Origin of the sequence: Novosphingobium humi, from assembly GCF_028607105.1 — a bacterium.
Taxonomy (GTDB): domain Bacteria; phylum Pseudomonadota; class Alphaproteobacteria; order Sphingomonadales; family Sphingomonadaceae; genus Novosphingobium; species Novosphingobium humi.
The window spans coordinates 1559995-1579640 of sequence record NZ_CP117417.1 but is presented as its reverse complement, the minus strand read 5'-3'; the positions used below and the strand labels follow the sequence as shown (position 1 = coordinate 1579640).

At 63.4% G+C, this 19646-nt stretch carries 21 protein-coding genes; 10 read left to right on the top strand and 11 right to left on the bottom strand.

Going from position 1 to position 19646, the window contains the following annotated elements; translation table 11 throughout:
* Positions 1 to 126: 126 nt before the first annotated feature.
* The 3 genes from PQ457_RS07400 to rpmF are packed head-to-tail and all read right to left on the bottom strand — an operon-like array spanning position 127 to position 2387.
* Complete coding sequence (locus PQ457_RS07400) at positions 127 to 1098, bottom strand: beta-ketoacyl-ACP synthase III (protein WP_273619086.1); 972 nt, start codon at positions 1096 to 1098, stop codon at positions 127 to 129.
* The gene (gene plsX, locus PQ457_RS07395) at positions 1095 to 2165 is read right to left on the bottom strand and encodes a phosphate acyltransferase PlsX (protein ID WP_168605239.1); all 1071 of its coding nucleotides are present in this window, start codon (positions 2163 to 2165) and stop codon (positions 1095 to 1097) included. Before plsX ends, PQ457_RS07400 begins: the two co-directional genes overlap by 4 nt.
* Before the next feature lie 42 nt (positions 2166 to 2207).
* The gene (rpmF, locus tag PQ457_RS07390) at positions 2208 to 2387 is read right to left on the bottom strand and encodes a 50S ribosomal protein L32 (RefSeq protein ID WP_127707171.1); all 180 of its coding nucleotides are present in this window, start codon (positions 2385 to 2387) and stop codon (positions 2208 to 2210) included.
* 161 nt (positions 2388 to 2548) lie between these two features.
* Between rpmF and PQ457_RS07385 the strand changes: the two genes are divergently transcribed.
* Positions 2549 to 2962, top strand: coding sequence for an MAPEG family protein (locus tag PQ457_RS07385; RefSeq protein ID WP_273619085.1), 414 nt, complete (start codon positions 2549 to 2551; stop codon positions 2960 to 2962).
* Between the two features lie 24 nt (positions 2963 to 2986).
* On the opposite strand, the gene PQ457_RS07380 is transcribed toward PQ457_RS07385, so the two are convergent.
* Positions 2987 to 3673, bottom strand: a complete 687-nt coding sequence (locus PQ457_RS07380; protein WP_273619084.1) for an MBL fold metallo-hydrolase — start codon at positions 3671 to 3673, stop codon at positions 2987 to 2989.
* A 94-nt stretch (positions 3674 to 3767) separates the two neighbouring features.
* Between PQ457_RS07380 and PQ457_RS07375 the strand changes: the two genes are divergently transcribed.
* The gene (locus PQ457_RS07375; RefSeq protein WP_273619083.1) at positions 3768 to 4274 is read left to right on the top strand and encodes a thioredoxin family protein; all 507 of its coding nucleotides are present in this window, start codon (positions 3768 to 3770) and stop codon (positions 4272 to 4274) included.
* Positions 4275 to 4293: 19 nt separating this feature from the next.
* Here PQ457_RS07375 and PQ457_RS07370 read toward each other — a convergent pair whose 3' ends face one another.
* Positions 4294 to 4944: a S24 family peptidase gene (locus PQ457_RS07370; RefSeq protein WP_420540971.1), complete on the bottom strand. Its 651-nt coding sequence runs from the start codon at positions 4942 to 4944 to the stop codon at positions 4294 to 4296.
* 112 nt (positions 4945 to 5056) lie between these two features.
* Here PQ457_RS07370 and PQ457_RS07365 point away from each other — a divergent pair, with 112 nt between their 5' ends.
* A complete protein-coding gene (locus tag PQ457_RS07365; protein ID WP_273619081.1) occupies positions 5057 to 5245 on the top strand; it encodes a hypothetical protein in 189 nt (62 codons plus the stop codon).
* Positions 5235 to 5660, top strand: coding sequence for a hypothetical protein (locus PQ457_RS07360; RefSeq protein WP_273619080.1), 426 nt, complete (start codon positions 5235 to 5237; stop codon positions 5658 to 5660). Before PQ457_RS07365 ends, PQ457_RS07360 begins: the two co-directional genes overlap by 11 nt.
* Positions 5661 to 5772: 112 nt before the next feature.
* Here PQ457_RS07360 and cysS read toward each other — a convergent pair whose 3' ends face one another.
* From cysS to fsa, 4 genes are read right to left on the bottom strand one after another with little or no spacing between them, the layout of a single operon-like run.
* Positions 5773 to 7242, bottom strand: coding sequence for a cysteine--tRNA ligase (gene cysS, locus PQ457_RS07355; protein ID WP_273619079.1), 1470 nt, complete (start codon positions 7240 to 7242; stop codon positions 5773 to 5775).
* 43 nt (positions 7243 to 7285) lie between these two features.
* Positions 7286 to 8245 (bottom strand): hypothetical protein, encoded by a 960-nt coding sequence (locus PQ457_RS07350; RefSeq protein WP_273619078.1) that lies wholly within the window; start codon positions 8243 to 8245, stop codon positions 7286 to 7288.
* 9 nt (positions 8246 to 8254) lie between these two features.
* A complete protein-coding gene (gene cobT, locus PQ457_RS07345) occupies positions 8255 to 10069 on the bottom strand; it encodes a cobaltochelatase subunit CobT (RefSeq protein WP_273619077.1) in 1815 nt (604 codons plus the stop codon).
* A 19-nt stretch (positions 10070 to 10088) separates the two neighbouring features.
* Entirely contained in the window at positions 10089 to 10739 is a 651-nt protein-coding gene (gene fsa / locus PQ457_RS07340) for a fructose-6-phosphate aldolase (RefSeq protein ID WP_273619076.1), read from the bottom strand.
* A 219-nt stretch (positions 10740 to 10958) separates the two neighbouring features.
* Between fsa and PQ457_RS07335 the strand changes: the two genes are divergently transcribed.
* On the top strand, positions 10959 to 13130 hold the full coding sequence (locus PQ457_RS07335) for a primosomal protein N' (protein WP_273619075.1): 2172 nt from the start codon (positions 10959 to 10961) through the stop codon (positions 13128 to 13130).
* Here PQ457_RS07335 and ada read toward each other — a convergent pair.
* Positions 13115 to 14143, bottom strand: a complete 1029-nt coding sequence (gene ada, locus PQ457_RS07330) for a bifunctional DNA-binding transcriptional regulator/O6-methylguanine-DNA methyltransferase Ada (RefSeq protein WP_273619074.1) — start codon at positions 14141 to 14143, stop codon at positions 13115 to 13117. The two genes, PQ457_RS07335 and ada, sit on opposite strands and share 16 nt — an antisense overlap.
* Before the next feature lie 286 nt (positions 14144 to 14429).
* Here ada and PQ457_RS07325 point away from each other — a divergent pair, with 286 nt between their 5' ends.
* The 5 genes from PQ457_RS07325 to PQ457_RS07305 all read left to right on the top strand — a co-directional run bounded on the left by PQ457_RS07325 (position 14430) and on the right by PQ457_RS07305 (position 19210).
* Positions 14430 to 14984 (top strand): F0F1 ATP synthase subunit delta, encoded by a 555-nt coding sequence (locus tag PQ457_RS07325; protein WP_273619073.1) that lies wholly within the window; start codon positions 14430 to 14432, stop codon positions 14982 to 14984.
* A 66-nt stretch (positions 14985 to 15050) separates the two neighbouring features.
* Complete coding sequence (gene atpA, locus PQ457_RS07320) at positions 15051 to 16580, top strand: F0F1 ATP synthase subunit alpha (protein ID WP_273619072.1); 1530 nt, start codon at positions 15051 to 15053, stop codon at positions 16578 to 16580.
* 30 nt (positions 16581 to 16610) lie between these two features.
* On the top strand, positions 16611 to 17483 hold the full coding sequence (locus PQ457_RS07315; protein WP_273619071.1) for a F0F1 ATP synthase subunit gamma: 873 nt from the start codon (positions 16611 to 16613) through the stop codon (positions 17481 to 17483).
* A gap of 29 nt (positions 17484 to 17512) precedes the next feature.
* On the top strand, positions 17513 to 18949 hold the full coding sequence (gene atpD / locus PQ457_RS07310; RefSeq protein ID WP_273619070.1) for a F0F1 ATP synthase subunit beta: 1437 nt from the start codon (positions 17513 to 17515) through the stop codon (positions 18947 to 18949).
* Between the two features lie 3 nt (positions 18950 to 18952).
* Positions 18953 to 19210, top strand: coding sequence for an ATP synthase F1 subunit epsilon (locus PQ457_RS07305; protein WP_273619069.1), 258 nt, complete (start codon positions 18953 to 18955; stop codon positions 19208 to 19210).
* Between the two features lie 100 nt (positions 19211 to 19310).
* Here the strand turns inward: PQ457_RS07305 and PQ457_RS07300 are convergent, their stop codons facing one another.
* Complete coding sequence (locus PQ457_RS07300; RefSeq protein ID WP_273619068.1) at positions 19311 to 19640, bottom strand: HNH endonuclease; 330 nt, start codon at positions 19638 to 19640, stop codon at positions 19311 to 19313.
* Between the last annotated feature and the right edge of the window lie 6 nt (positions 19641 to 19646).

Genomic DNA, 19646 nt, shown 5'->3' with positions numbered 1-19646 from the left:
ACTACTACCCCCTCCAAAGGCCTCTTGTGGGCACCCCTCGCCGCACAAGATAGCAAATATCGCGGGCAATACAATGCTATCCCGCGTCGTTTTCGACGCAATATAAGCAAATCTGAAAGAAAGGGTTTAGACCCGGATCAGGCTTGCGCCCCACGTAAATCCACCGCCCATCGCCTCCAGCATGACCAGCTGGCCCGGCTGGATCCGGCCGTCGCGGATCGCGCAATCCAGCGCCAGCGGCACCGAGGCAGCCGAGGTGTTGGCGTGATCCTGCACCGTCACCACAACCTTTTCAGCCGGCATGTGGAGCTTCTTGGCGGTGGCCTCCAGAATACGGGCATTGGCCTGATGCGGCACCAGCCAGTCGATATCCTGCGGCGTAAACCCTGTTTCTTCAAGCACTTCGCCAAGGACCGTGGCCAGATTGACCACGGCATGGCGGAACACTTCGCGGCCCTTCATGCGCAGCTTGCCAACGTCCCCGGTGGTCGAAACCCCGCCATCAACAAAGAGCAACTGGTTATGCGAACCATCGGCATGTAGCTTGGTCGCCAGAATGCCCGGAGCATCGGCGTCCTCGCTTTCGCGCGCCTCCAGCACTACCGCGCCCGCGCCGTCGCCGAACAGAACGCAGGTCGTGCGGTCTTCCCAATCGAGGATGCGGCTGAAAGTTTCCGCCCCGATCACCAGCGCGCGGCGTGCCTGACCACAGCGCAGCATCGAATCGGCGACGCCCATCGCATAAAGAAAGCCCGAGCAGACCGCCGCCACGTCAAAGGCGATCCCGCCATTGGCGCCGATCGCATGCTGCACGATGGTGGCCGTGGCCGGAAAGGTCTGGTCCGGGGTGGCCGTGGCAAGGACGATAAGGTCGATGTCCTTGCCCGCAACGCCCGCGGCCTCCAGCGCCTGACGCGCCGCCGCCGTGGCCAGCGAAGCGGTGGTTTCCCCCTCGCCCGCCAGATAGCGCTGGCGGATGCCGGTGCGCTCGACGATCCACTCGTCGCTGGTGTCCACCTTTTCGGCCAGTTCCGCATTGGGAACCACCCGCGAGGGCAGCGCGCTGCCCGTACCGATCAGAACCGAACGACGCATCATCCCTGGCCAGCCTCGGCCGTAACCTTATGGGGCGCGCGCAGCGTCTCGGTGCCGAGCCTTGCCAGGTCGGCCTTGATCCGTTCGGTCAGATTTTCCTCCAGCAGCCGTTGGGTCACCCCAACCGCATTCGCCACCCCCAGCGCATTCGCGCTGCCATGGCTTTTGACGACAACCCCGTTCAGGCCGAGAAACACGGCGCCATTATGATTGTTGGGGTCGAGATGATGTTTGAGCAGGTCTGTCGCCGGGCGTGAGATCAGGAAGCCGATCTTCGAACGCAGCGAGGACGAGAAGGAGCGGCGCAGCAGATCGCCCACGAAACGGGCGGTGCCTTCAATCGCCTTGAGCGCGATATTGCCGGAAAAGCCATCGGTCACAACGACATCGACCTCGCCGCGACAGATCTTGTCCGCCTCGGTAAAGCCATCGAAGGTCATCGAGAGATCACCGGCCCGCTCCTTGAGCAAGGCGGCGGCATCGCGCAATTCCTCGGTGCCCTTATTGTCTTCGGTCCCGATGTTCAGCAGGCGGACGCGCGGCTCAGGCTGGCTGTTGACGATCCGCGCATAGGCCGCGCCCATGATCGCGAATTGCACCAGATTGCGCGCATCACATTCCGTGTTGGCGCCCAGATCGAGCATGACGACATCGCTGGGCTGATACGTGGGCATGATCGCGGCCAGAGCCGGGCGGTCGATGCCGGGTATCGTGCGCAGGGCAAGCTTGGCGATCGCCATCAGCGCGCCGGTGTTGCCCGCGCTCAGGGCCGCGCCTGCCGAACCATCCTTGACGGCATGGATAGCCATGCCCATCGATGTGGTCCGCGCGCGGCGCAGAGCCTGACTTGGCTTCTCCTCCCCACTGATGACATCATCAGCGTGGAGGATCTCTACCAACGGACGCAGAGCCGCGTGACGGTCCAGCGTCCGCTCAATCCTCGATTGGTCGCCCACGAGGAGGAAGCGCACCTGCGGATAACGGTCCGCCGCCAGGGCCGCACCAGCGACCATGACTTGCACACCTTCATCCCCGCCCATCGCGTCGATTGCGATACGCGGAAAATTCATGATGCAACTACCCCTTCACAGGCCCCAACCGGGGGCCGGACATTAGAGACCGACAGCGATGATCTCACGACCATTGTAGTGGCCGCAAGACGGGCAGAGGTTGTGCGGGCGCTTGAGTTCGCCGCAGTTCGAGCACTCGTGGAAAGCTTCGACCTTCAGCGCATCATGGCTGCGACGCATACCGCGACGGCTGGGGGAAGTTTTTCTCTTAGGGACAGCCATTTCGGCACCTATTCCTGAAAAATACGAATTAGACGACAAAAGCCGCCAGACATGCGTTGCCGCACAGGCGGATGCGAAGCGGCGCCTATACCGGATTTCTCGTGCGTTGCAAGTCGCTGATGGCTATGGCGCCCATGAAAGATCGCAAGGGAGTTACAAATATGAACCTGCTCGGCCTCACGCCGGTGCTTTTGCCCACAACTCTGTGCCTTTGCGCGGCGGCGGCCGTCATCAATTTCTGGCTTGGCATGCGCATCGGGCGCCTGCGCATCGCGCGAAAGATCGAAATGGGCGACGGCAACGACCCGCTGATCTATGCCCGCATGCGCGCCCAATCGAACTTTATCGAAAACACGCCCATCACCCTGATTCTTGTCGCGGTGATCGAACTGGCGGGCAAGGGCGGCTGGTGGCTGCCGGTGGCGGGCGCGGTGTTCATGGCCGGGCGCGTGATGCACGCCTTTGGCATGGACGGCCATTTCAAGCCCGGCCGCCCCGTCGGCACGGCCAGCGCCTATCTGGTGCAACTGGCCCTTGCCGTGGTGGCGGTGCTGACGGCGGTTCGCGTAATCTGAACCGCCGCCTGAACCAACGCCTGATCAGCCATAGATGCTGCCCACGAAGGGGTTGGTCAGCATCTCATGGCCAAATGTGCTGCATGGCCCGTGGCCGGGGACAAAAGTGATGTCCTTGCCCAGGGGCCACAGCTTTTTGGTGATCGAATCGATCAATTGCTGGTGATTGCCGCGCGGAAAATCGGTCCGCCCGATGCTGCCCTGAAACAGAACGTCGCCCACAATGGCCAGACGCGAAGGTTCATGGAAAAACACCACATGGCCCGGCGTATGGCCCGGACAATGGATCACCTGAAACACCAGTTCGCCCACGGTGACGGTATCGCCATCGGCCAGCCAGCGGTCCGGCTCGAAGCTCTTGCCCGCCAACCCCATCCGCATATTGGGATTGTCCAGCCCCTCGATCCAGAAGCGGTCATCCTCGTGCGGCCCTTCTATGGGCAGGCCCAGATCCTGCGCCAAAACGCCCGCAAGGCCACAGTGGTCCATATGCCCATGGGTGACGAGGAGCTTTTCAAGGGTCACGCCGCGCGCTGCGACCTCGGCCTTCAATTTATCCAGATCGCCGCCCGGATCGATCAGCGCCCCGCGCATGGTTTTCGTGCACCACACCAGCGAGCAATTCTGCTGGAACGCGGTGACGGGGATGAGATGGATGCGCAGCGGCGGTTCCCCGCTTGCACGCGTGTCAGTAGGTTTGCTTTCAGCCATGACGGAAATCCTAGGGCCAGTCGGCCGCGAAGGCCAGTAGAGATAGGCGCAGGCTTCGCTATATATACTCTATCGACTTAGTAAGGATTGCCCGATGCGCTTCTTCCTCGCCGCTGCCGCTGCCGCGCTTGTGGCCGCCCCCGCCATGGCCGCCCCTGCCCCGCGCCTGCCCGAAGCCAGCTTTGCCGCCCTGCCCCAACCACTGCCCCTGCCCTATGACGAGGCCGCCGATGCACACAAGGATGTGGCCGCCGCCATCGCCCGCGCGAAAAAGGCGCATAAGCTGGTGCTGGTCGATCTGGGCGGCAACTGGTGCGCCGACTGCCGCATTCTGGCCGGCACCATGGCCCTGCCCAGCCTGAATCCCTGGCTGAAGAAGCACTATGAGTTGGTGACGGTGGATGTAGGCCGCTACACCAAGAATCTCGACATTGGCGCCACCTATGGCGTGACGCGGCCCAAGGGCGTGCCTGCACTGTTCGTGGTCGATCCGCGCACCAACAAGCCGCTCAACCCCACGAGTTCGGTGACCGCACTGGCGGATGCGCGCTCGATGACGCCTCAGGCGCTGGCCGACTGGCTGGCCCAGTGGACGAAGTAAAAGAGGCTGGCGGGCGGTTTCAGAGCCGCCCGCCCTTCCACACCACGCGGCCGATCACGGCCACCTCCTCAGGCGCCAGATCAATCGGATCATAGGCCGGGTTCTCGCTTTTCAGCCGCACCCGCCCCGGATGCCCCATATCGATTCGCTTGACCAGCAGATGGTCCCCCACGCGCACCACATGGATGCCATCGCGCAGGGCGCGGCGTGAGCGGTCGACCAGAATCTCATCGCCGTCATTCAGCACCGGATGCATCGAATCTCCGGCCACCGCGATCGTCGTCAGATCGGCCGGATTCAACCCCATGCTCCGCAGCCAGCCTTGGGAAAAGCGCAGCGCACCAAAAGGCTGTTCGCCCCCCGCCGCCGCCCCTGGCCCGGCCGAGGCATCCAGCGCAAGGCGGGGAACATCGACCCAATGCGTCCGCGCCTGTTTTCCTATGGGGCTGAGAGATTTTTCCTCCATCCCACCCAACCGCGATTCGTCCACGCCAAAGAACTGGGCCAGTTTCCGCCGGTCCCTTTCCTCCAGCCTGCGCGGGCTCTTTTTCTTGACAAACTGCTGTAAATAGCTGGGATTACGCCCAATAAGCGACGATAGCGCCGCCAGACTGACACCACGCTCGGTGGATAGAGCCATCAAAGTGGTTCGGGCATTTTCCTGTTCCATGTCCAAACTTTTATCATAGGAAATTTCCTAGACAAGAGGCAAAAATAATGAGAACAAATGAGAAACAGATTTGCCGAATCGGACGAATCGCCGAATGAACAGAGGGGGCTTCATGCTGTTGCGATTGATTGAAGATTTCCTGCGCCGGACGGGCATGCCGTGGACCAAATTCGGGCGCATCGTCGCCCATGATCCGCGCCTTGTCGGCGATATGCGCAACGGGCGCAGCCCGCGCCCCGATCTGGCCACTCGCATTGAAAACTATATCAACACCTACCCGGAGATGCCTCATGCGCTTTGATTTTCGCACCAGCAACGACATTGATGCCCAGCGCGTCGCTCTTTTCAGCCCCGCCGCCCGCCTCAATTCGGGCAAGGGTATTGGCGCCCCGCGCGCCCGTGTCCGCCACCCTTCGGTGCAATTGCTTGATGCGGTGATGCGACTGGCGGGCGAGCATGGCGAACTGGTCTCCCATGGCGAACGCCCCTGGGCCAGCGCCACTTTCCACGGCACGCGCCATACGATCACGCTGCTGTTCAACGGCAAGGATGGCGCGGCGGCGGCCGAGGAATTCATCGCCACCCTGCCCGAACATGAATTCACGATCCGGGGCCAATTGGTCGCCGATGCGGTGGTGTCCGAGGTCACGCATGTGACTTTGCCTACCGAAAGGATCGTGGTGGAGGCCGAATTGCTGATGCTGGCGGACGGCTGACGCGAGATTTTCCAGCGCATATCTCCGGCGGGCAAGGGGAATGACGCCCCTTGCACAGCCATTATGCCATTAAATCCAATACATCCGTCAATAAGACAAAGACTGCGGCGTTTCAGCCCAGCTTCCATTCCCAACCCAACGGGTCGCCATCCATTGCCTCCACGCCGCGCGCGGCCAATTCATCGCGCAGGGCGTCCGAGCGGGCAAAATCCTTTTCCGCCCGCGCCTCCTTGCGCCGGGTCAACACCGCCTCGATCTCCTCTTCGGTGATGGTCGCGGATTTGGGCCGCAGCCGCAGATCGGCCCGCTCCAGCCCCAGAAGATTCAGGCCCAGCACATTGTCCATCGCGGTGATCGCGCCCAGCTTCTCCACCGCCGGCACTTTCTTCATCGAGGCCACTTCCTCCAGCAGCGTCAGGGCCACCGACGTGTTGAGATCATCGCTGATCGCCGCATCGAAACGCTCCATCAAAGGCGCGATTTTCTGGCCCCAGCCGCCGATTGCGGCATAGCCGGCGTCCACGCATTGCGCCTTCACCTGCGCCGTGGCCATCAACAGACGCTTCAACCGCACCAGCGCCGCGCCCAGACCTTCCCAACTGAATTCCAGTTCGCTGCGATAATGCGCCTGAAGGCACATCAGGCGATAGGCCAGCGGGTGATAACCCCGGTCGATCAGCAGTTGCAGGCGCAGGAACTCGCCCGACGACTTCGACATTTTTCCGCTGCGTTCGACCAGGAAATTGTTGTGCATCCAGAATTGCGCACCCGAATTGGCCGCATGATCCAGACCGCCGCAGCCGCAAACCGCCTGATTTTGGGCGATTTCATTGGGGTGATGGATTTCGCGATGATCGATCCCGCCGGTGTGGATATCAAACGGGAAACCCAGCACCTCGCCGCTCATCACGCTGCATTCCAGATGCCAGCCCGGCGCGCCCCGGCCCCAGGGGCTGTCCCATTCCATCTGGCGTTTTTCGCCCGGCGGCGTCTTGCGCCAGATGGCGAAGTCGGCGGCGTTACGCTTACCATCGACCTTTTCGATACGGCCCTCGCCTTCTTCGGTATTGGCGCGGGCAAGGCGACCGTAATCGGCCACCGTCGAAACGTCGAAATACAGCCCGCTCTCGAGTTCATAGCAATGGGCGGGCGCGATCTTTTTCGCAAATTCAATCATCTGCGGCACGTAATCGGTGGCGATGGTCCATTGCGCGGGCTGGCGGATATTCAGCGCGCGCACATCGGCCCAATAGGCCTGCTTGTAATGCTCGGCGATGTCCCAGATCGAGCGGGCCTCTTTCGCGGCCATCTTCTCCATCTTGTCCTCGCCCGCATCGGCATCGTCGGTCAGATGGCCCACATCGGTGATGTTGATGACATGGGTCAGCTTCAGCCCCTTGAACGAGAGCGTCCGGCCCAGAATATCGGCAAAGACATAGGCGCGCATATTGCCGATATGGGGATAATTATAGACCGTCGGCCCGCAGGAATAGACCCTCGCCTCGCCCGGATGCACGGGGGTGAAGGTTTCCATCTGGCGGGTCAGGCTGTTGAACAGCTTGAGAGGATTTTGCTCGGTCATGGCAGGCGGCGTATGCGCGCCGCGCAGGAAACGTCAAGAGGCGTCAGGGCCGCATCGCCATGGGCAACGCCATCACGCCTTCTCCGCGCAAGGCCCCGGCCTCGGGCGCGCCCATGTCATCCTCGTCGGTCATCCGCAATTTCTGCGCGCCATATTCGCTCTTGGAGGCAGGCATCAGCGTGGGCCGCGCGATCAGCGCGCTCATCCGCATCCGACAGGCAACATAGGCAACCTGCCCCGCCGCCAGATCCATCCGCAATTCATCGCGCGTCTCGCCCGTGGCGCGGAATATGTGCGTGCCGGGCGAAACCGAGGCGGCAAACCACCGCCCCGCCCCCAGCGAGGAAACCTTGCGCCCATCCTCGGACACGGTGCAGCCGATCACCCGCCACGACAGCGCCGGGGGGCGGAAAAACACCACCAGCGCCCGCCCGCCCGATGGCGTCGCAATCGGCGCATCAGGCGCGCTCCATGACAGGAACGCCGCCGAACGCGTCCCCGCCGCCAGCGTCACCTCGCCCCCTTCCCGAAACACCGTGACCAGATTGAGCGGCAGCGAGCGGACCGGCGAAATGAACACATTGCGCTCGGCCTTTTGCAGGTCGCCCGCCATCCGGTCGCGCCCCTTCATTGTGGGATCGGCCAGACGCAGCGGAATTTGCCGTCCGCCCACCTCCAGATAGCGCAGGCCCAGCGTCAGTATCCCCGGCGCACCGCCGCCCCGCGCAGGCTTGGCCTCGATCACCTCGCCCACGCCCAAAGCGCCTGCGGCCAGCACCTGCTGACCATCGACCATGACCGGTTCGACCAGCCGGATCGGGAACATATCGCCGCGATGGCTGGTCTGGCTGGAGAGCGAGGTCATCACCTCGATGGCCGCCAAAGGTTCCTTGCCGCCGCGCTGCTCGCTTTCACGTCGGGGCGCGGGCGGCGGGTCCAATGCAAGGGCCTGTGTCGCCAATCCCAGCGCGACCAGTCCCGCCAACCCGTGCCCCCGCATCACGCCTCCTGCTTACCCGTCTTCAAACAATCCCGCCAATTGCTCGATCATCGTGCCGCCCAATTGTTCGACATCCATGATCGTCACCGCGCGGCGATAATATCGCGTCACGTCATGGCCGATGCCGATCGCCACCAGCTGCACCGGCGACTTGTTCTCGATCCAGCCGATCACGCGGCGCAGATGGCCTTCAAGATAGCCCGCCGCATTGACCGAAAGCGTGGAGTCATCGACCGGCGCGCCGTCGGAAATCACCATCAGGATGCGGCGATCCTCAGGGCGCGAAAGCAGACGGTCATGCGCCCATTTCAGCGCCTCCCCGTCGATGTTCTCTTTGAGCAATCCTTCGCGCATCATCAGGCCGAGATTTTTGCGCGCCCGGCGCCAAGGCTCATCAGCCTTTTTGTAAACAATGTGGCGCAAGTCATTGAGTCGGCCCGGATGGGCAGGCTTGCCCGCCGCCAGCCACGCCTCACGCGACTGCCCGCCCTTCCACGCGCGGGTGGTAAAGCCGAGGATCTCGGTCTTGACCCCGCAGCGTTCGAGCGTGCGCGCCAGAACATCGGCGGAAATGGCGGCGATGGAGATCGGCCGCCCGCGCATCGAGCCGGAATTGTCGATCAGCAGCGTGACGATCGTGTCCTTGAACTCGACATCGCGCTCGACCTTATAGCTGAGCGAGGAACCGGGCGCGACGACGATGCGCGAGAGGCGCGCGGCATCCAGAATGCCCTCTTCCTGATCGAAATCCCAACTGCGGTTCTGCTGCGCCATCAGGCGGCGCTGGAGCCGGTTGGCCAGACGCGTGACGATTCCCTGCAAGCCCTTCAACTGCGCATCCAGATAGGTGCGCAGGCGGGTCAGTTCATCATCATCGCACAGGTCCTGCGCGGCGACCACCTCGTCAAACTTCTCGGTAAAGACCTTGTAGTCGAAATCATTGGGCAATTCGGTCCAGGGGCGGTTGGGGCGCGTGGGCAACATGCCCTCCTCGCTGTCCTCGCCCTCGTCGTCCATCTCGCCCTGATCTTCGATCTCGCTCTGCTGGTCGCTGTCGCCCTGCTCGTCGCCCTGGCTGCGGTCGGCGGCCATTTCGACGGGCTGCTGCTCCTGCCCCGGCTGATCCTCGTCCTGCTGCTCTTCCTTGTCCTGCTCGGCCTCGTCATTGTCCTCATCCTCGCCCGGTTCATCCACGGCTTCGGGTTGGGTCAATTCCAGATGGCGCAGCATGTCCAAGGCAAGGCTTTGGAATGCCTTCTGATCGCCCAGCTTGTCGGCCAGAGCGGCAATATCGCCGCCCGCCTTTTCCTCGATAAAGGCGCGGCGCAATTCCACGCCGCCTTTCGCCATATCCGGGATCGGCTGGCCGGTCAGTTTTTCGCGCAAGATCAGCGCCAGCGCGGTGTGCAAAGGCACCTGCTCGGCGCGTTCGGCGCGGGAAATGGCGTCGGTTGCCATCCGCATATCCAGCGCCGCGCCCAGATTTTCGCGCATTCCGGCATAGTCATTGGCCCCGAGCGCCTCAAAGCGCACGGTCTCGACCGCATCATAGGCGGCGCGGGCCACCGGTTCCTGCGGCGCATTCTTGCGGTGCAGCGCCTCATTGTGGTGCTTTAACCGCAGCGCATAGGAATCGGCAAAGCCGCGCGCCTCCATGGCGGCTGCGCGCGGGATGCCCCGCCCCGGCATCGGGACACGAAAGATCGTGCCCGACTGGCTGGGGTTGTCAGGGCTCCAGTTCACCTCGATGTCGCCCCGCTCGGCAATCGCGCGCGAGGCGCCGGTCAGCGCAGTCTTGAAGCGGTCGAGAGGAGTATCCTCGGCCAATGTCTATCCCTTGATTCTCTTAGAGGCTTTGGCCCGTCTTGGCCCAGTCCGCCATGAAGCCTTCAATGCCCTTGTCCGTCAAGACATGCTTGACCAGCCCCTTGATGACGGCCGGCGGCGCGGTCATCACATCGGCGCCGATGCGCGCGCATTCCAGAACATGCACGCCGTGGCGGATCGAGGCCGCCAGAATTTCCGTGGCATAGTTGTAGTTGTCATAGATCAGGCGGATGTCGCGGATCAGTTCCAGACCATCAAAGCCATTGTCGTCATGACGGCCGATGAAGGGCGAGATAAAGGTCGCGCCCGCCTTGGCAGCCAGCAGCGCCTGATTGGCCGAGAAGCACAGGGTCACATTGACCTTGGTGCCATCACCCGTCAGCGCCTTGCAGGTCTTGAGGCCATCAATGGTCAGCGGCACCTTGATGCAGACATTGTCGGCGATCTTGCGCAGGATTTCGGCCTCGCGCATCATGCCTTCGTGGTCCAGCGCGATGACTTCGGCCGAGACCGGGCCATCGACGATGCCGCAGATTTCCTTGGTGACTTCGAGGAAATCACGGCCCGACTTGGCGATCAGCGAAGGGTTGGTGGTGACGCCATCAAGCAGGCCCGTGGCGGCCAGTTCCTTGATGTCGTTGATCTCGGCGGTGTCGACGAAAAACTTCATGGGGGGTCCCCTGATTGCTGCGCGCCCGGCGGTGGGCGCGATTCTTGAAACGCTCTACCCCGCCGCCTATAGGCATGAGCGCCGCGCAACCCAAGCCCCCAGTTGCAAGTGATTTACAGAACAAGCCGCCGCCGCGGCGTCGGCAAAGGCGGGAGAGGCTCCCCGATCGCATGGACCTGACTTGACCCGCCGGGTCTTTTGGCCGCATGGCCTTGCCTTATGACCCGCGCCCGCCTGCTTGTGATGAACTCTGCCCTGCCGGTGCTGGATTACCGCGTTCCCCATGGCATGGAGGTCGAGCACGGCAGCGTGGTGATCGCCCCGCTGGGTCCGCGTCAGGTGATGGGCATCGTGTGGGAGGCCGAGCGCCTGCCCGGCGAGGAAGTGGGCGACAATCGCCTGCGGCCCCTGCTCTCGGTGCTGCCAGTGCCGCCTTTGCCCGCGCCTTTGCGGCGGCTGATTGAATGGACGGCGGATTATTATTGCGCCTCGCTGGCCTCTGTGGCGCGCATGGCCCTGTCCTCGACCGCTGCGCTGCAAGGCGGGCGGATGATGACGGAATATCGGCTGGCGGACGGGGCCGAACCGCCCAAACGTTTAACCCCCCAACGCGCCGCCGCGCTGGAAGCCCTGCAAGGCGCGCAGGGCACCTTGCGCGAATTGGCCGAGGCGGCGGGCGTGACCGAGGGCGTGCTGCGCGGCATGGTCAATGGCGGAATGATGGAAACGGTGCGGGTTGATCTCGACCGGCCCTATCCGCCCGCCGATCCTGAATTCGATGTGCCCGATCTGTCGGATGGGCAACAGGAGGCCGCCGATCAGATGGTCGATGCGGTGCGCGGGCACGTGTTCGCGCCCTTCCTGCTCGACGGCGTGACCGGATCGGGCAAGACCGAGACCTATTTCGAAGCCGTAGCCGAGGCGATCCGGCTGGGGCGGCAGGTGTTGGTTATGCTGCCCGAAATCGCGCTGACGCAGAATTTCCTGCGCCGTTTTGAGGCGCGTTTCGGGGTGGAGCCGGTGCTGTGGCACTCCAGCCTCAAATCCGCCGAGCGCCGCCGGGCATGGCGCGCGATTGCCGGGGGGCAGGCGCAGGTGGTGGTGGGCGCGCGTTCGGCGCTGTTTCTGCCCTTTCCGCATCTCGGCCTGATCGTGGTGGATGAGGCCCATGAGGTCTCGTTCAAGCAGGATGATGGCGTGCGTTATAATGCGCGCGACGTGGCGGTGATTCGCGCAAGGTTTGAAAAGATACCCGTTGTACTGGCCTCCGCCACGCCAGCGCTGGAAAGCCTGACGCTGGCCGAGGCGGGCGTATACAAACGGATCATTCTGCCCGACCGTTTCGGCGGGGCGCAATTGCCCGATATTCAGATCGTCAATCTGATCCAGCACCCGCCAGAGCGGAACCACTGGATTTCGCCACCTTTGGTCAAGAAGCTGGAGGAGCGGCTGGAAAAGGGTGAGCAGTCGCTGCTGTTCCTCAACCGGCGCGGCTATGCGCCGCTGACGCTTTGCCGGGCATGCGGCCATCGGTTTCAATGCGATACGTGCAGCGCGTGGCTGGTCGAACACCGCCTCTCGCGCCGCCTCGCCTGCCACCATTGCGGACAGGAGCAGCCGATGCCCACCGCCTGCCCCGAATGCGGCGAGGCCGATTGTCTGGTGGCCTGCGGCCCCGGCGTGGAGCGCATTGCCGACGAGGTGGCGCAGATCCTGCCCGAGGCCCGCGTGGCGCTGGTGACGTCGGACACGATGAATACGCCGGATAAGGTGGCCGAATTTGTGGCGGCGGCCGAGAACAAGATGATCGACGTGATCGTCGGCACGCAATTGGTCACCAAAGGCTATCATTTTCCCGACCTGACGCTGGTGGGGGTGATTGACGCCGACCTTGGCCTTGAGGGCGGCGATCTGCGCGCGGGCGAGCGGTCCTATCAGCAGATCGCGCAGGTGGCCGGGCGCGCGGGGCGCGGCGAAAAGCCGGGCGAGGTACTGATCCAGACTCGCCATCCCACCGCGCCCGTCATCGCCGCGCTGGCGGCGGGCGACCGTGACGCGTTCTACGAGGCCGAAGCGGAAGGCCGCCGCCATGCGGGCGCCCCGCCCTTTGGTCGCTGGGCCGCGATCATCGTGTCCAGCGAGGAAGAGAGCGAGGCCAAGGAGGCCGCCCGCGCCATCGGCGGCACGCGGCCCAACCTGCCCGATGTGGCGATCCTCGGCCCAGCGCCCGCGCCTTTATCCTTGCTGCGCGGGCGTTATCGCTATCGGTTGCTGGTCAATGCCAAGCGCAGCGCGGAATTGCAGAAGGTGCTGCGCGAATGGCTGGGCGCGCTCAAATTCCCGCAAGGGGTGCGCGTCAGCATCGACATCGACCCCTATTCCTTTGTGTGAACCCCTTCGCGCGCCAGCAATTCCCTCTTCACCCCCTCGCCCCAGGCATAGCCGCCCAGCGCGCCATCGCCCCGGATGACCCGGTGGCACGGGATCAGCACCGCCACGCGATTGGCCCCATTGGCGCTGCCCGCCGCGCGGCAGGCGGCGGGGCGGCCGATGGCGGCGGCCAATTGCGCATAGCTTCGCGTCTCGCCCGCCGGGATCTGGCGCAAGGCCGCCCAAACGGCCTCCTGAAAGGCGGTGCCGCGCACGTCGAGAGGAATGTCGGATGCCTGCCCCGGCGTCTCCACGGCGCTTAAAACCCGCGCAAAGAGCGATCTGAACGCCTCGCCCCCTTCGATCAGTTCGGCCTTGGGGAAAAGCGCGCGCAAATCCTCCACCCCCACGCCAAAAGCCAGACGACAGATCCCGCGATCCGTGGCCGCCACCAGCATCGCGCCCAAAGTGGTGGGCATCACCGCCCAGTGAATGGTGACGCCTTCGCCACCCTTGGCCCATGCCGACGGGTTCATGCCCATGCGCTCCTTTGCATTGCGATAGAAAGTGGATGGTGCGCCAAAGCCCGAGGCATAGATCGCATCGGTGACGCAATGATCGCCCAGAACCTGTTCCGCGCGCTCGATCCGGCGAGCGCGGGCATAGGCGGCCGGAGACAGGCCGGTGGCCCGTTTAAAGATTCGCTGGAAATGCGAGGGGCTGTATCCGGTGGCGGTGGCCAGTTCGGTCAGGGAAGGCGCATCATGCGCCATCATGCGCAGCGCGGTCTCGACCGCCGCGCCGTCGCGCCCCGCCTCATCCGGGCGACAGCGCAGGCAGGGGCGGAAACCATGCGCACGCGCCGCATCGCCATCGGCAAAGAATCGGACATGATCGCGCGCGGGCCTGCGCGCCGGACAGGACGGCCGACAATAGATGCCCGTGGTCGAAACCGCGAAAACGAAGCGCCCGTCGGCACCCTTGTCGCGCGTCGTCACGTTTTCCCAAAAAACTTCTGTTTGATCGCTGTCCATGCAAAACCGCCTAGCACAGCTGCGCGGACGATGCTTCCCGCCCCTTGCGATCAAAGTTTTTTCGGGCAAACTGACGCATAGGAATGCATCGCGCATTTCTCAGACAAACGGGCCGACTTTGCGCTCGACCATGGACTTTGGAATCAGGTGGCAATGGGCCGCTTGCATCGCGCGGTAATCGTCGCTATGCGCGCCGCCCAAGGGGGACAGATACGCAGTTTAACCCTGCGTGTCCTTTCCTTTGCGAACCGGCATAGAGCCTTCCGGCAAGAGGGGACGTAAAAGCGTGGACAATTCCGCCGGCATTACTGCCAGTCTTCAGGGGCGCTACGCGTCCGCCCTGTTTGAACTGGCGCAGGATTTGGGCGTGGTAAGCGCCGTGGAAGCGGACCTTGAGGCGCTGGGTGCGGCAATTGCCGAATCCGACGACCTGTCCGCCCTGATTCGTAATCCGCAGATCAGCCGCGATGCGGCTGGCCGTGCGGTCGAGGGTGTGGCCGGGGTGCTTGGCCTTGGTGACGTGACCCGCAAGTTCCTTGGCGTGCTGGCTGCTGGCCGCCGCCTTTCGGCCCTGCCCGACATTCTTCGCGCCTTTGCCGCCATCGCGGCGGCCGCGCGCGGCGAAGTGACGGCGCAGGTGACCAGCGCCCACCCGCTCAGCGACGATCAGCTGGCCGCCCTTTCGGGCAAGCTGGCGGCGCGTGAAGGCAAGGCCATCAAGCTGAAGACCAGCGTCGATCCGGAACTGCTTGGCGGTCTGGTCGTGCGCATCGGCAGCCAGCAGATCGACAGCTCGATCCGCACCCGTCTCAATTCTCTCGCCCAAAAGATGAGGGGCTAACAGGCCCCTCCTAAAGGGTCGATTGCGGGGCCCCGGCCCCCAACAAGGTTCGATGAAAGGCTGAACATGACAATTCGCGCCGCTGAAATCTCGAAGGTCATCAAGGACCAGATTGCCAACTTCGGCACCGAAGCCCAGGTTTCGGAAGTCGGCTCCGTGCTCTCGGTGGGTGACGGTATTGCCCGCATCCACGGTCTGGACAAGGTTCAGGCCGGTGAAATGGTGGAATTCGCCAATGGCGTTCAGGGCATGGCTCTGAACCTCGAAGCCGACAACGTCGGCGTCGTGATCTTCGGCTCGGACAGCGAGATCAAGGAAGGCGACACCGTCAAGCGCACCGGCACCATCGTGGACGTTCCGGTGGGCAAGGGCCTGCTGGGCCGCGTGGTTGACGCTCTGGGCAACCCGATCGACGGCAAGGGCCCGATCATTTCCGACACGCGCAGCCGCGTCGAAGTCAAGGCTCCGGGTATCATCCCCCGCAAGTCGGTGCACGAACCCGTGCAGACGGGCCTGAAGGCCATTGACGCTCTGGTTCCGGTTGGCCGCGGCCAGCGCGAACTGATCATCGGCGACCGCCAGACCGGCAAGACCGCCGTGGCGATCGACACGTTCATCAACCAGAAGGCCGTCAACGCCGGTGATGACGAATCGAAGAAGCTGTACTGCATCTACGTTGCCGTGGGTCAGAAGCGTTCGACCGTTGCGCAGATCGTGCGCCAGCTCGAAGAAAACGGCGCGATGGAATATTCGGTCGTGATCGCCGCCACCGCTTCGGAGCCCGCTCCGCTGCAGTATCTGGCGCCCTACACCGGTGCGGCCATCGGCGAATTCTTCCGCGACAACGCGATGCACGCCGTGATCGTGTATGACGACCTTTCCAAGCAGGCCGTGGCCTATCGTCAGATGTCGCTGCTGCTGCGTCGTCCTCCGGGCCGCGAAGCCTATCCCGGCGACGTGTTCTATCTCCACTCGCGTCTGCTGGAACGCGCCGCCAAACTCAACGATGACATGGGCGCCGGTTCGCTGACCGCTCTGCCGATCATCGAAACGCAGGCAGGCGACGTGTCGGCCTACATTCCGACCAACGTGATCTCGATCACCGACGGCCAGATCTTCCTTGAAACCGGCCTGTTCTATCAGGGCGTCCGTCCGGCCATCAACGTTGGTCTGTCGGTGTCGCGCGTGGGTTCGTCGGCTCAGACCAAGGCGATGAAGAAGGTTGCCGGCTCGATCAAGCTGGAGCTGGCCCAGTATCGCGAAATGGCCGCGTTTGCCCAGTTCGGTTCGGACCTCGACGCTTCGACCCAGAAGCTGCTGAACCGCGGTGCGCGTCTGACCGAGCTGCTCAAGCAGGCTCAGTTCTCGCCGCTCGGTTTCGAAGAGCAGACCTGCGTGATCTTCGCGGGCACCAACGGTTATCTGGACAGCGTTCCGGTCAACCGCGTGACCGAATACGAGGCCGAACTGCTCAGCTTCCTGCGTTCGCAGCATGGCGACCTGCTCGACCTGATCCGCAACACCAAGGATCTGGGCGACGAAGCCAAGGGCAAGCTCAAGGCGGCTCTCGACGCCTTCGCCAAGCAGTTCGCTTAAGTCAGGTCTAGCTACGAAAGGTAGTTGGCAATGGCCAGCCTTAAGGAACTCAAAGGCCGGATCAACTCGGTCAAGTCGACCCAGAAGATCACCAAGGCCAAGCAGATGGTCGCGGCGGCGAAACTGCGCAAGGCGCAGTCCGCTGCCGAGGCCGCGCGCCCCTATGCATCGCGGATGGCCGGCGTTGTCGCCAGCCTCGCCTCGCGCATCGTGGTCAGCGAAAGCAGCCCCAAGCTGCTGGCAGGCACCGGCAAGGATGCTATGCATCTGCTGGTGGTGGCTAATTCGGATCGCGGTCTGTGCGGCGCGTTCAACTCGAACATCGTCAAGGCCGCGCGCCAGAAGGCTCTGGCCCTTCAGGCCGAGGGCAAGAAGGTCGCGTTCTATCTGATCGGTCGCAAGGGCCGCGCGGTTATCCGTCGCGAATTCCCCAATGCGATCATCGGCGGCTTCGACACCACCACGGTGCGTGAAGCGGGCTATGCCGAAGCCGATGCGATCGCTGCCGAACTGGTGGCGCTGTATGATGCAGGCAAGTTTGACGTAGCGCATCTCTTCTTCAGCCGCTTCCGCAGCGCGCTGTTGCAGGAGCCCACGACGCAACAGATCATCCCCGTTCCCGCTCCCAAGTCGGAAGTGGCGGCGGACTCGGTGGTCGAATATGAGCCGGAGGAGGAGGAAATCCTCGCCGCTCTGCTGCCGCGCTATCTGAAAACGCAGCTTTTCGGCGCTCTGCTGGAAAATGCGGCCAGCGAACAGGGTGCATCCATGACCGCCATGGATAACGCCACCCGCAACGCCGGCGACCTGATCAGCAAGCTGACCATCCAGTATAACCGCAGCCGTCAGGCCGCGATCACCACTGAACTCATTGAAATCATCGCGGGCGCCGAAGCGCTCTGACGACGACACAGCAGGCAAGGAAGAAACCCATGTCCACCAGCACTGGCAAGATTGCCCAGGTTATCGGCGCCGTCGTCGACGTTGCCTTCGACGGGGAACTCCCGGCGATTCTGACCGCTCTGGAAACCGACAATAACGGGAACCGTCTGGTTCTCGAAGTTGCTCAGCACCTTGGCGAAAACACCGTCCGCACCATCGCGATGGACGCCACCGAAGGTCTGACCCGCGGCCAGACCGTGACCAGCACCGGCGCACAGATCTCGGTGCCGGTCGGCCCCAAGACGCTGGGCCGCATCATGAACGTCGTGGGCGATCCCATCGACGAACGTGGCCCGGTCGGCGCCGAGCAGGTTGCTCCGATCCACGCCAAGGCCCCCGAATTCATCGACCAGTCGACCGAAGCCGCGATCCTCGTGACCGGCATCAAGGTCATCGACCTTCTGGCCCCCTATGCCAAGGGCGGCAAGATCGGTCTGTTCGGCGGCGCGGGCGTTGGCAAGACGGTTCTCATTCAGGAACTGATCAACAACATCGCCAAGGGCCACGGCGGCGTGTCGGTGTTCGCGGGCGTGGGTGAACGCACCCGTGAAGGCAACGACCTTTACCACGAATTCCTCGACGCCGGCGTTATCGCCAAGGACGCCGATGGCAACCCGACCCCCGATGGTTCGAAGGTTGCTCTGGTGTTCGGCCAGATGAACGAACCGCCGGGCGCCCGCGCTCGTGTGGCTCTGTCGGGTCTGACCATGGCTGAATACTTCCGCGACCAGGAAGGCCAGGACGTGCTGTTCTTCGTGGACAACATCTTCCGCTTCACGCAGGCCGGTTCGGAAGTGTCGGCTCTGCTGGGCCGTATCCCTTCGGCCGTGGGTTATCAGCCCACCCTGTCGACCGACATGGGCGCGCTGCAGGAACGCATCACCTCGACCACCAAGGGTTCGATCACCTCGGTTCAGGCCATTTACGTTCCCGCGGACGACCTTACCGACCCGGCGCCGGCCACCTCGTTCGCCCACTTGGACGCAACGACCACGCTGAACCGCGCGATTTCGGAACTCGGCATCTATCCGGCGGTTGACCCGCTCGACTCGACCTCGCGCGTGCTGACGCCCGCCGTTGTCGGCCAAGAGCACTACGAGACCGCCCGCCGCGTTCAGGAAACGCTGCAGAAGTACAAGTCGCTGCAGGACATCATCGCGATCCTGGGCATGGACGAGCTTTCGGAAGAAGATAAGCTCACCGTCGCCCGCGCCCGCAAGATCCAGCGCTTCCTGTCGCAGCCCTTTCACGTGGCCGAAGTGTTCACCGGCATCAGCGGCAAGTTCGTGCAGGTCGAAGACACCGTGCGTTCGTTCAAGGCGGTTGTGGACGGCGAATATGACCACCTGCCCGAAGCTGCCTTCTACATGGTTGGCGGCATCGACGAAGCGGTCGAAAAGGCCAAGAAGCTGGCTGCGGAGGCCTAAGTCATGGCGCTGCATTTCGAACTCGTCACGCCTGCGAAGCTGGTCCGCTCCGAGGAAGTCCACATGGTGGTCGTCCCCGGTGCGGAAGGCGAGTTCGGCGTGCTGGAAGGCCATGCGCCTTTCCTCTCGACCATCGCCGATGGCACCGTGAAAGTGTACAAGAGCGAAAACGCGGCTCCGGAAGAAATCGCCATCGCGGGCGGTTTCGCTGAAGTGACCCCCAAGGGTCTGACCGTGCTGGCCGAAAAGCTGGTGGGTTGATCGCGGGCTGACCGGCTTCGTCGGTCGCTTTGACGGATAACAGATTGAGGGCCGGGAAAAGGGTTTGCGCCTTTTTCCAGGCCCTTTTTCTTTGGTAGTCCTACCTTCCCCTCCTCGCCGTCGGCGCGTGAAAATCCGGGTCCTTGCCCGCCACCCAGTTGAGAAAGCGCGCCAGAACCTCATGCCCGCGCAAAATCGCGACATCCTCTGCGATACGCGCCAGTTCGGCGTTGGTGAAATTGGCGTGCAGCGCCCGGTGACAGATCGGATGGACGGCGACCACGACGCGCCCACCGCGCGATTTGGGCACCGGATGGTGCCACTCGATCCGGCAGCCCAGCGGCCTCTCGCAAAGCCAGCAGGACGGGGATGTTTGCGGCTCATTCAAAGCGTCAAAATCGGTATTTGCCCGTGAGCGGCGCTTGGCCATTAGCAA

Bases quoted from the DNA above. Each gene is read 5' to 3' on its own strand.
- PQ457_RS07400 (WP_273619086.1), bottom strand. From the start codon at position 1,098: ATGATGCGTCGTTCGGTTCTGATCGGTACGGGCAGCGCGCTGCCCTCG.
- plsX (WP_168605239.1), bottom strand. From the start codon at position 2,165: ATGAATTTTCCGCGTATCGCAATCGACGCGATGGGCGGGGATGAAGGT.
- rpmF (WP_127707171.1), bottom strand. From the start codon at position 2,387: ATGGCTGTCCCTAAGAGAAAAACTTCCCCCAGCCGTCGCGGTATGCGT.
- PQ457_RS07385 (WP_273619085.1), top strand. From the start codon at position 2,549: ATGAACCTGCTCGGCCTCACGCCGGTGCTTTTGCCCACAACTCTGTGC.
- PQ457_RS07380 (WP_273619084.1), bottom strand. From the start codon at position 3,673: ATGGCTGAAAGCAAACCTACTGACACGCGTGCAAGCGGGGAACCGCCG.
- PQ457_RS07375 (WP_273619083.1), top strand. From the start codon at position 3,768: ATGCGCTTCTTCCTCGCCGCTGCCGCTGCCGCGCTTGTGGCCGCCCCC.
- PQ457_RS07370 (WP_420540971.1), bottom strand. From the start codon at position 4,944: ATGGAACAGGAAAATGCCCGAACCACTTTGATGGCTCTATCCACCGAG.
- PQ457_RS07365 (WP_273619081.1), top strand. From the start codon at position 5,057: ATGCTGTTGCGATTGATTGAAGATTTCCTGCGCCGGACGGGCATGCCG.
- PQ457_RS07360 (WP_273619080.1), top strand. From the start codon at position 5,235: ATGCGCTTTGATTTTCGCACCAGCAACGACATTGATGCCCAGCGCGTC.
- cysS (WP_273619079.1), bottom strand. From the start codon at position 7,242: ATGACCGAGCAAAATCCTCTCAAGCTGTTCAACAGCCTGACCCGCCAG.
- fsa (WP_273619076.1), bottom strand. From the start codon at position 10,739: ATGAAGTTTTTCGTCGACACCGCCGAGATCAACGACATCAAGGAACTG.
- PQ457_RS07335 (WP_273619075.1), top strand. From the start codon at position 10,959: ATGACCCGCGCCCGCCTGCTTGTGATGAACTCTGCCCTGCCGGTGCTG.
- ada (WP_273619074.1), bottom strand. From the start codon at position 14,143: ATGGACAGCGATCAAACAGAAGTTTTTTGGGAAAACGTGACGACGCGC.
- atpA (WP_273619072.1), top strand. From the start codon at position 15,051: ATGACAATTCGCGCCGCTGAAATCTCGAAGGTCATCAAGGACCAGATT.
- PQ457_RS07315 (WP_273619071.1), top strand. From the start codon at position 16,611: ATGGCCAGCCTTAAGGAACTCAAAGGCCGGATCAACTCGGTCAAGTCG.
- atpD (WP_273619070.1), top strand. From the start codon at position 17,513: ATGTCCACCAGCACTGGCAAGATTGCCCAGGTTATCGGCGCCGTCGTC.
- PQ457_RS07305 (WP_273619069.1), top strand. From the start codon at position 18,953: ATGGCGCTGCATTTCGAACTCGTCACGCCTGCGAAGCTGGTCCGCTCC.
- PQ457_RS07300 (WP_273619068.1), bottom strand. From the start codon at position 19,640: ATGGCCAAGCGCCGCTCACGGGCAAATACCGATTTTGACGCTTTGAAT.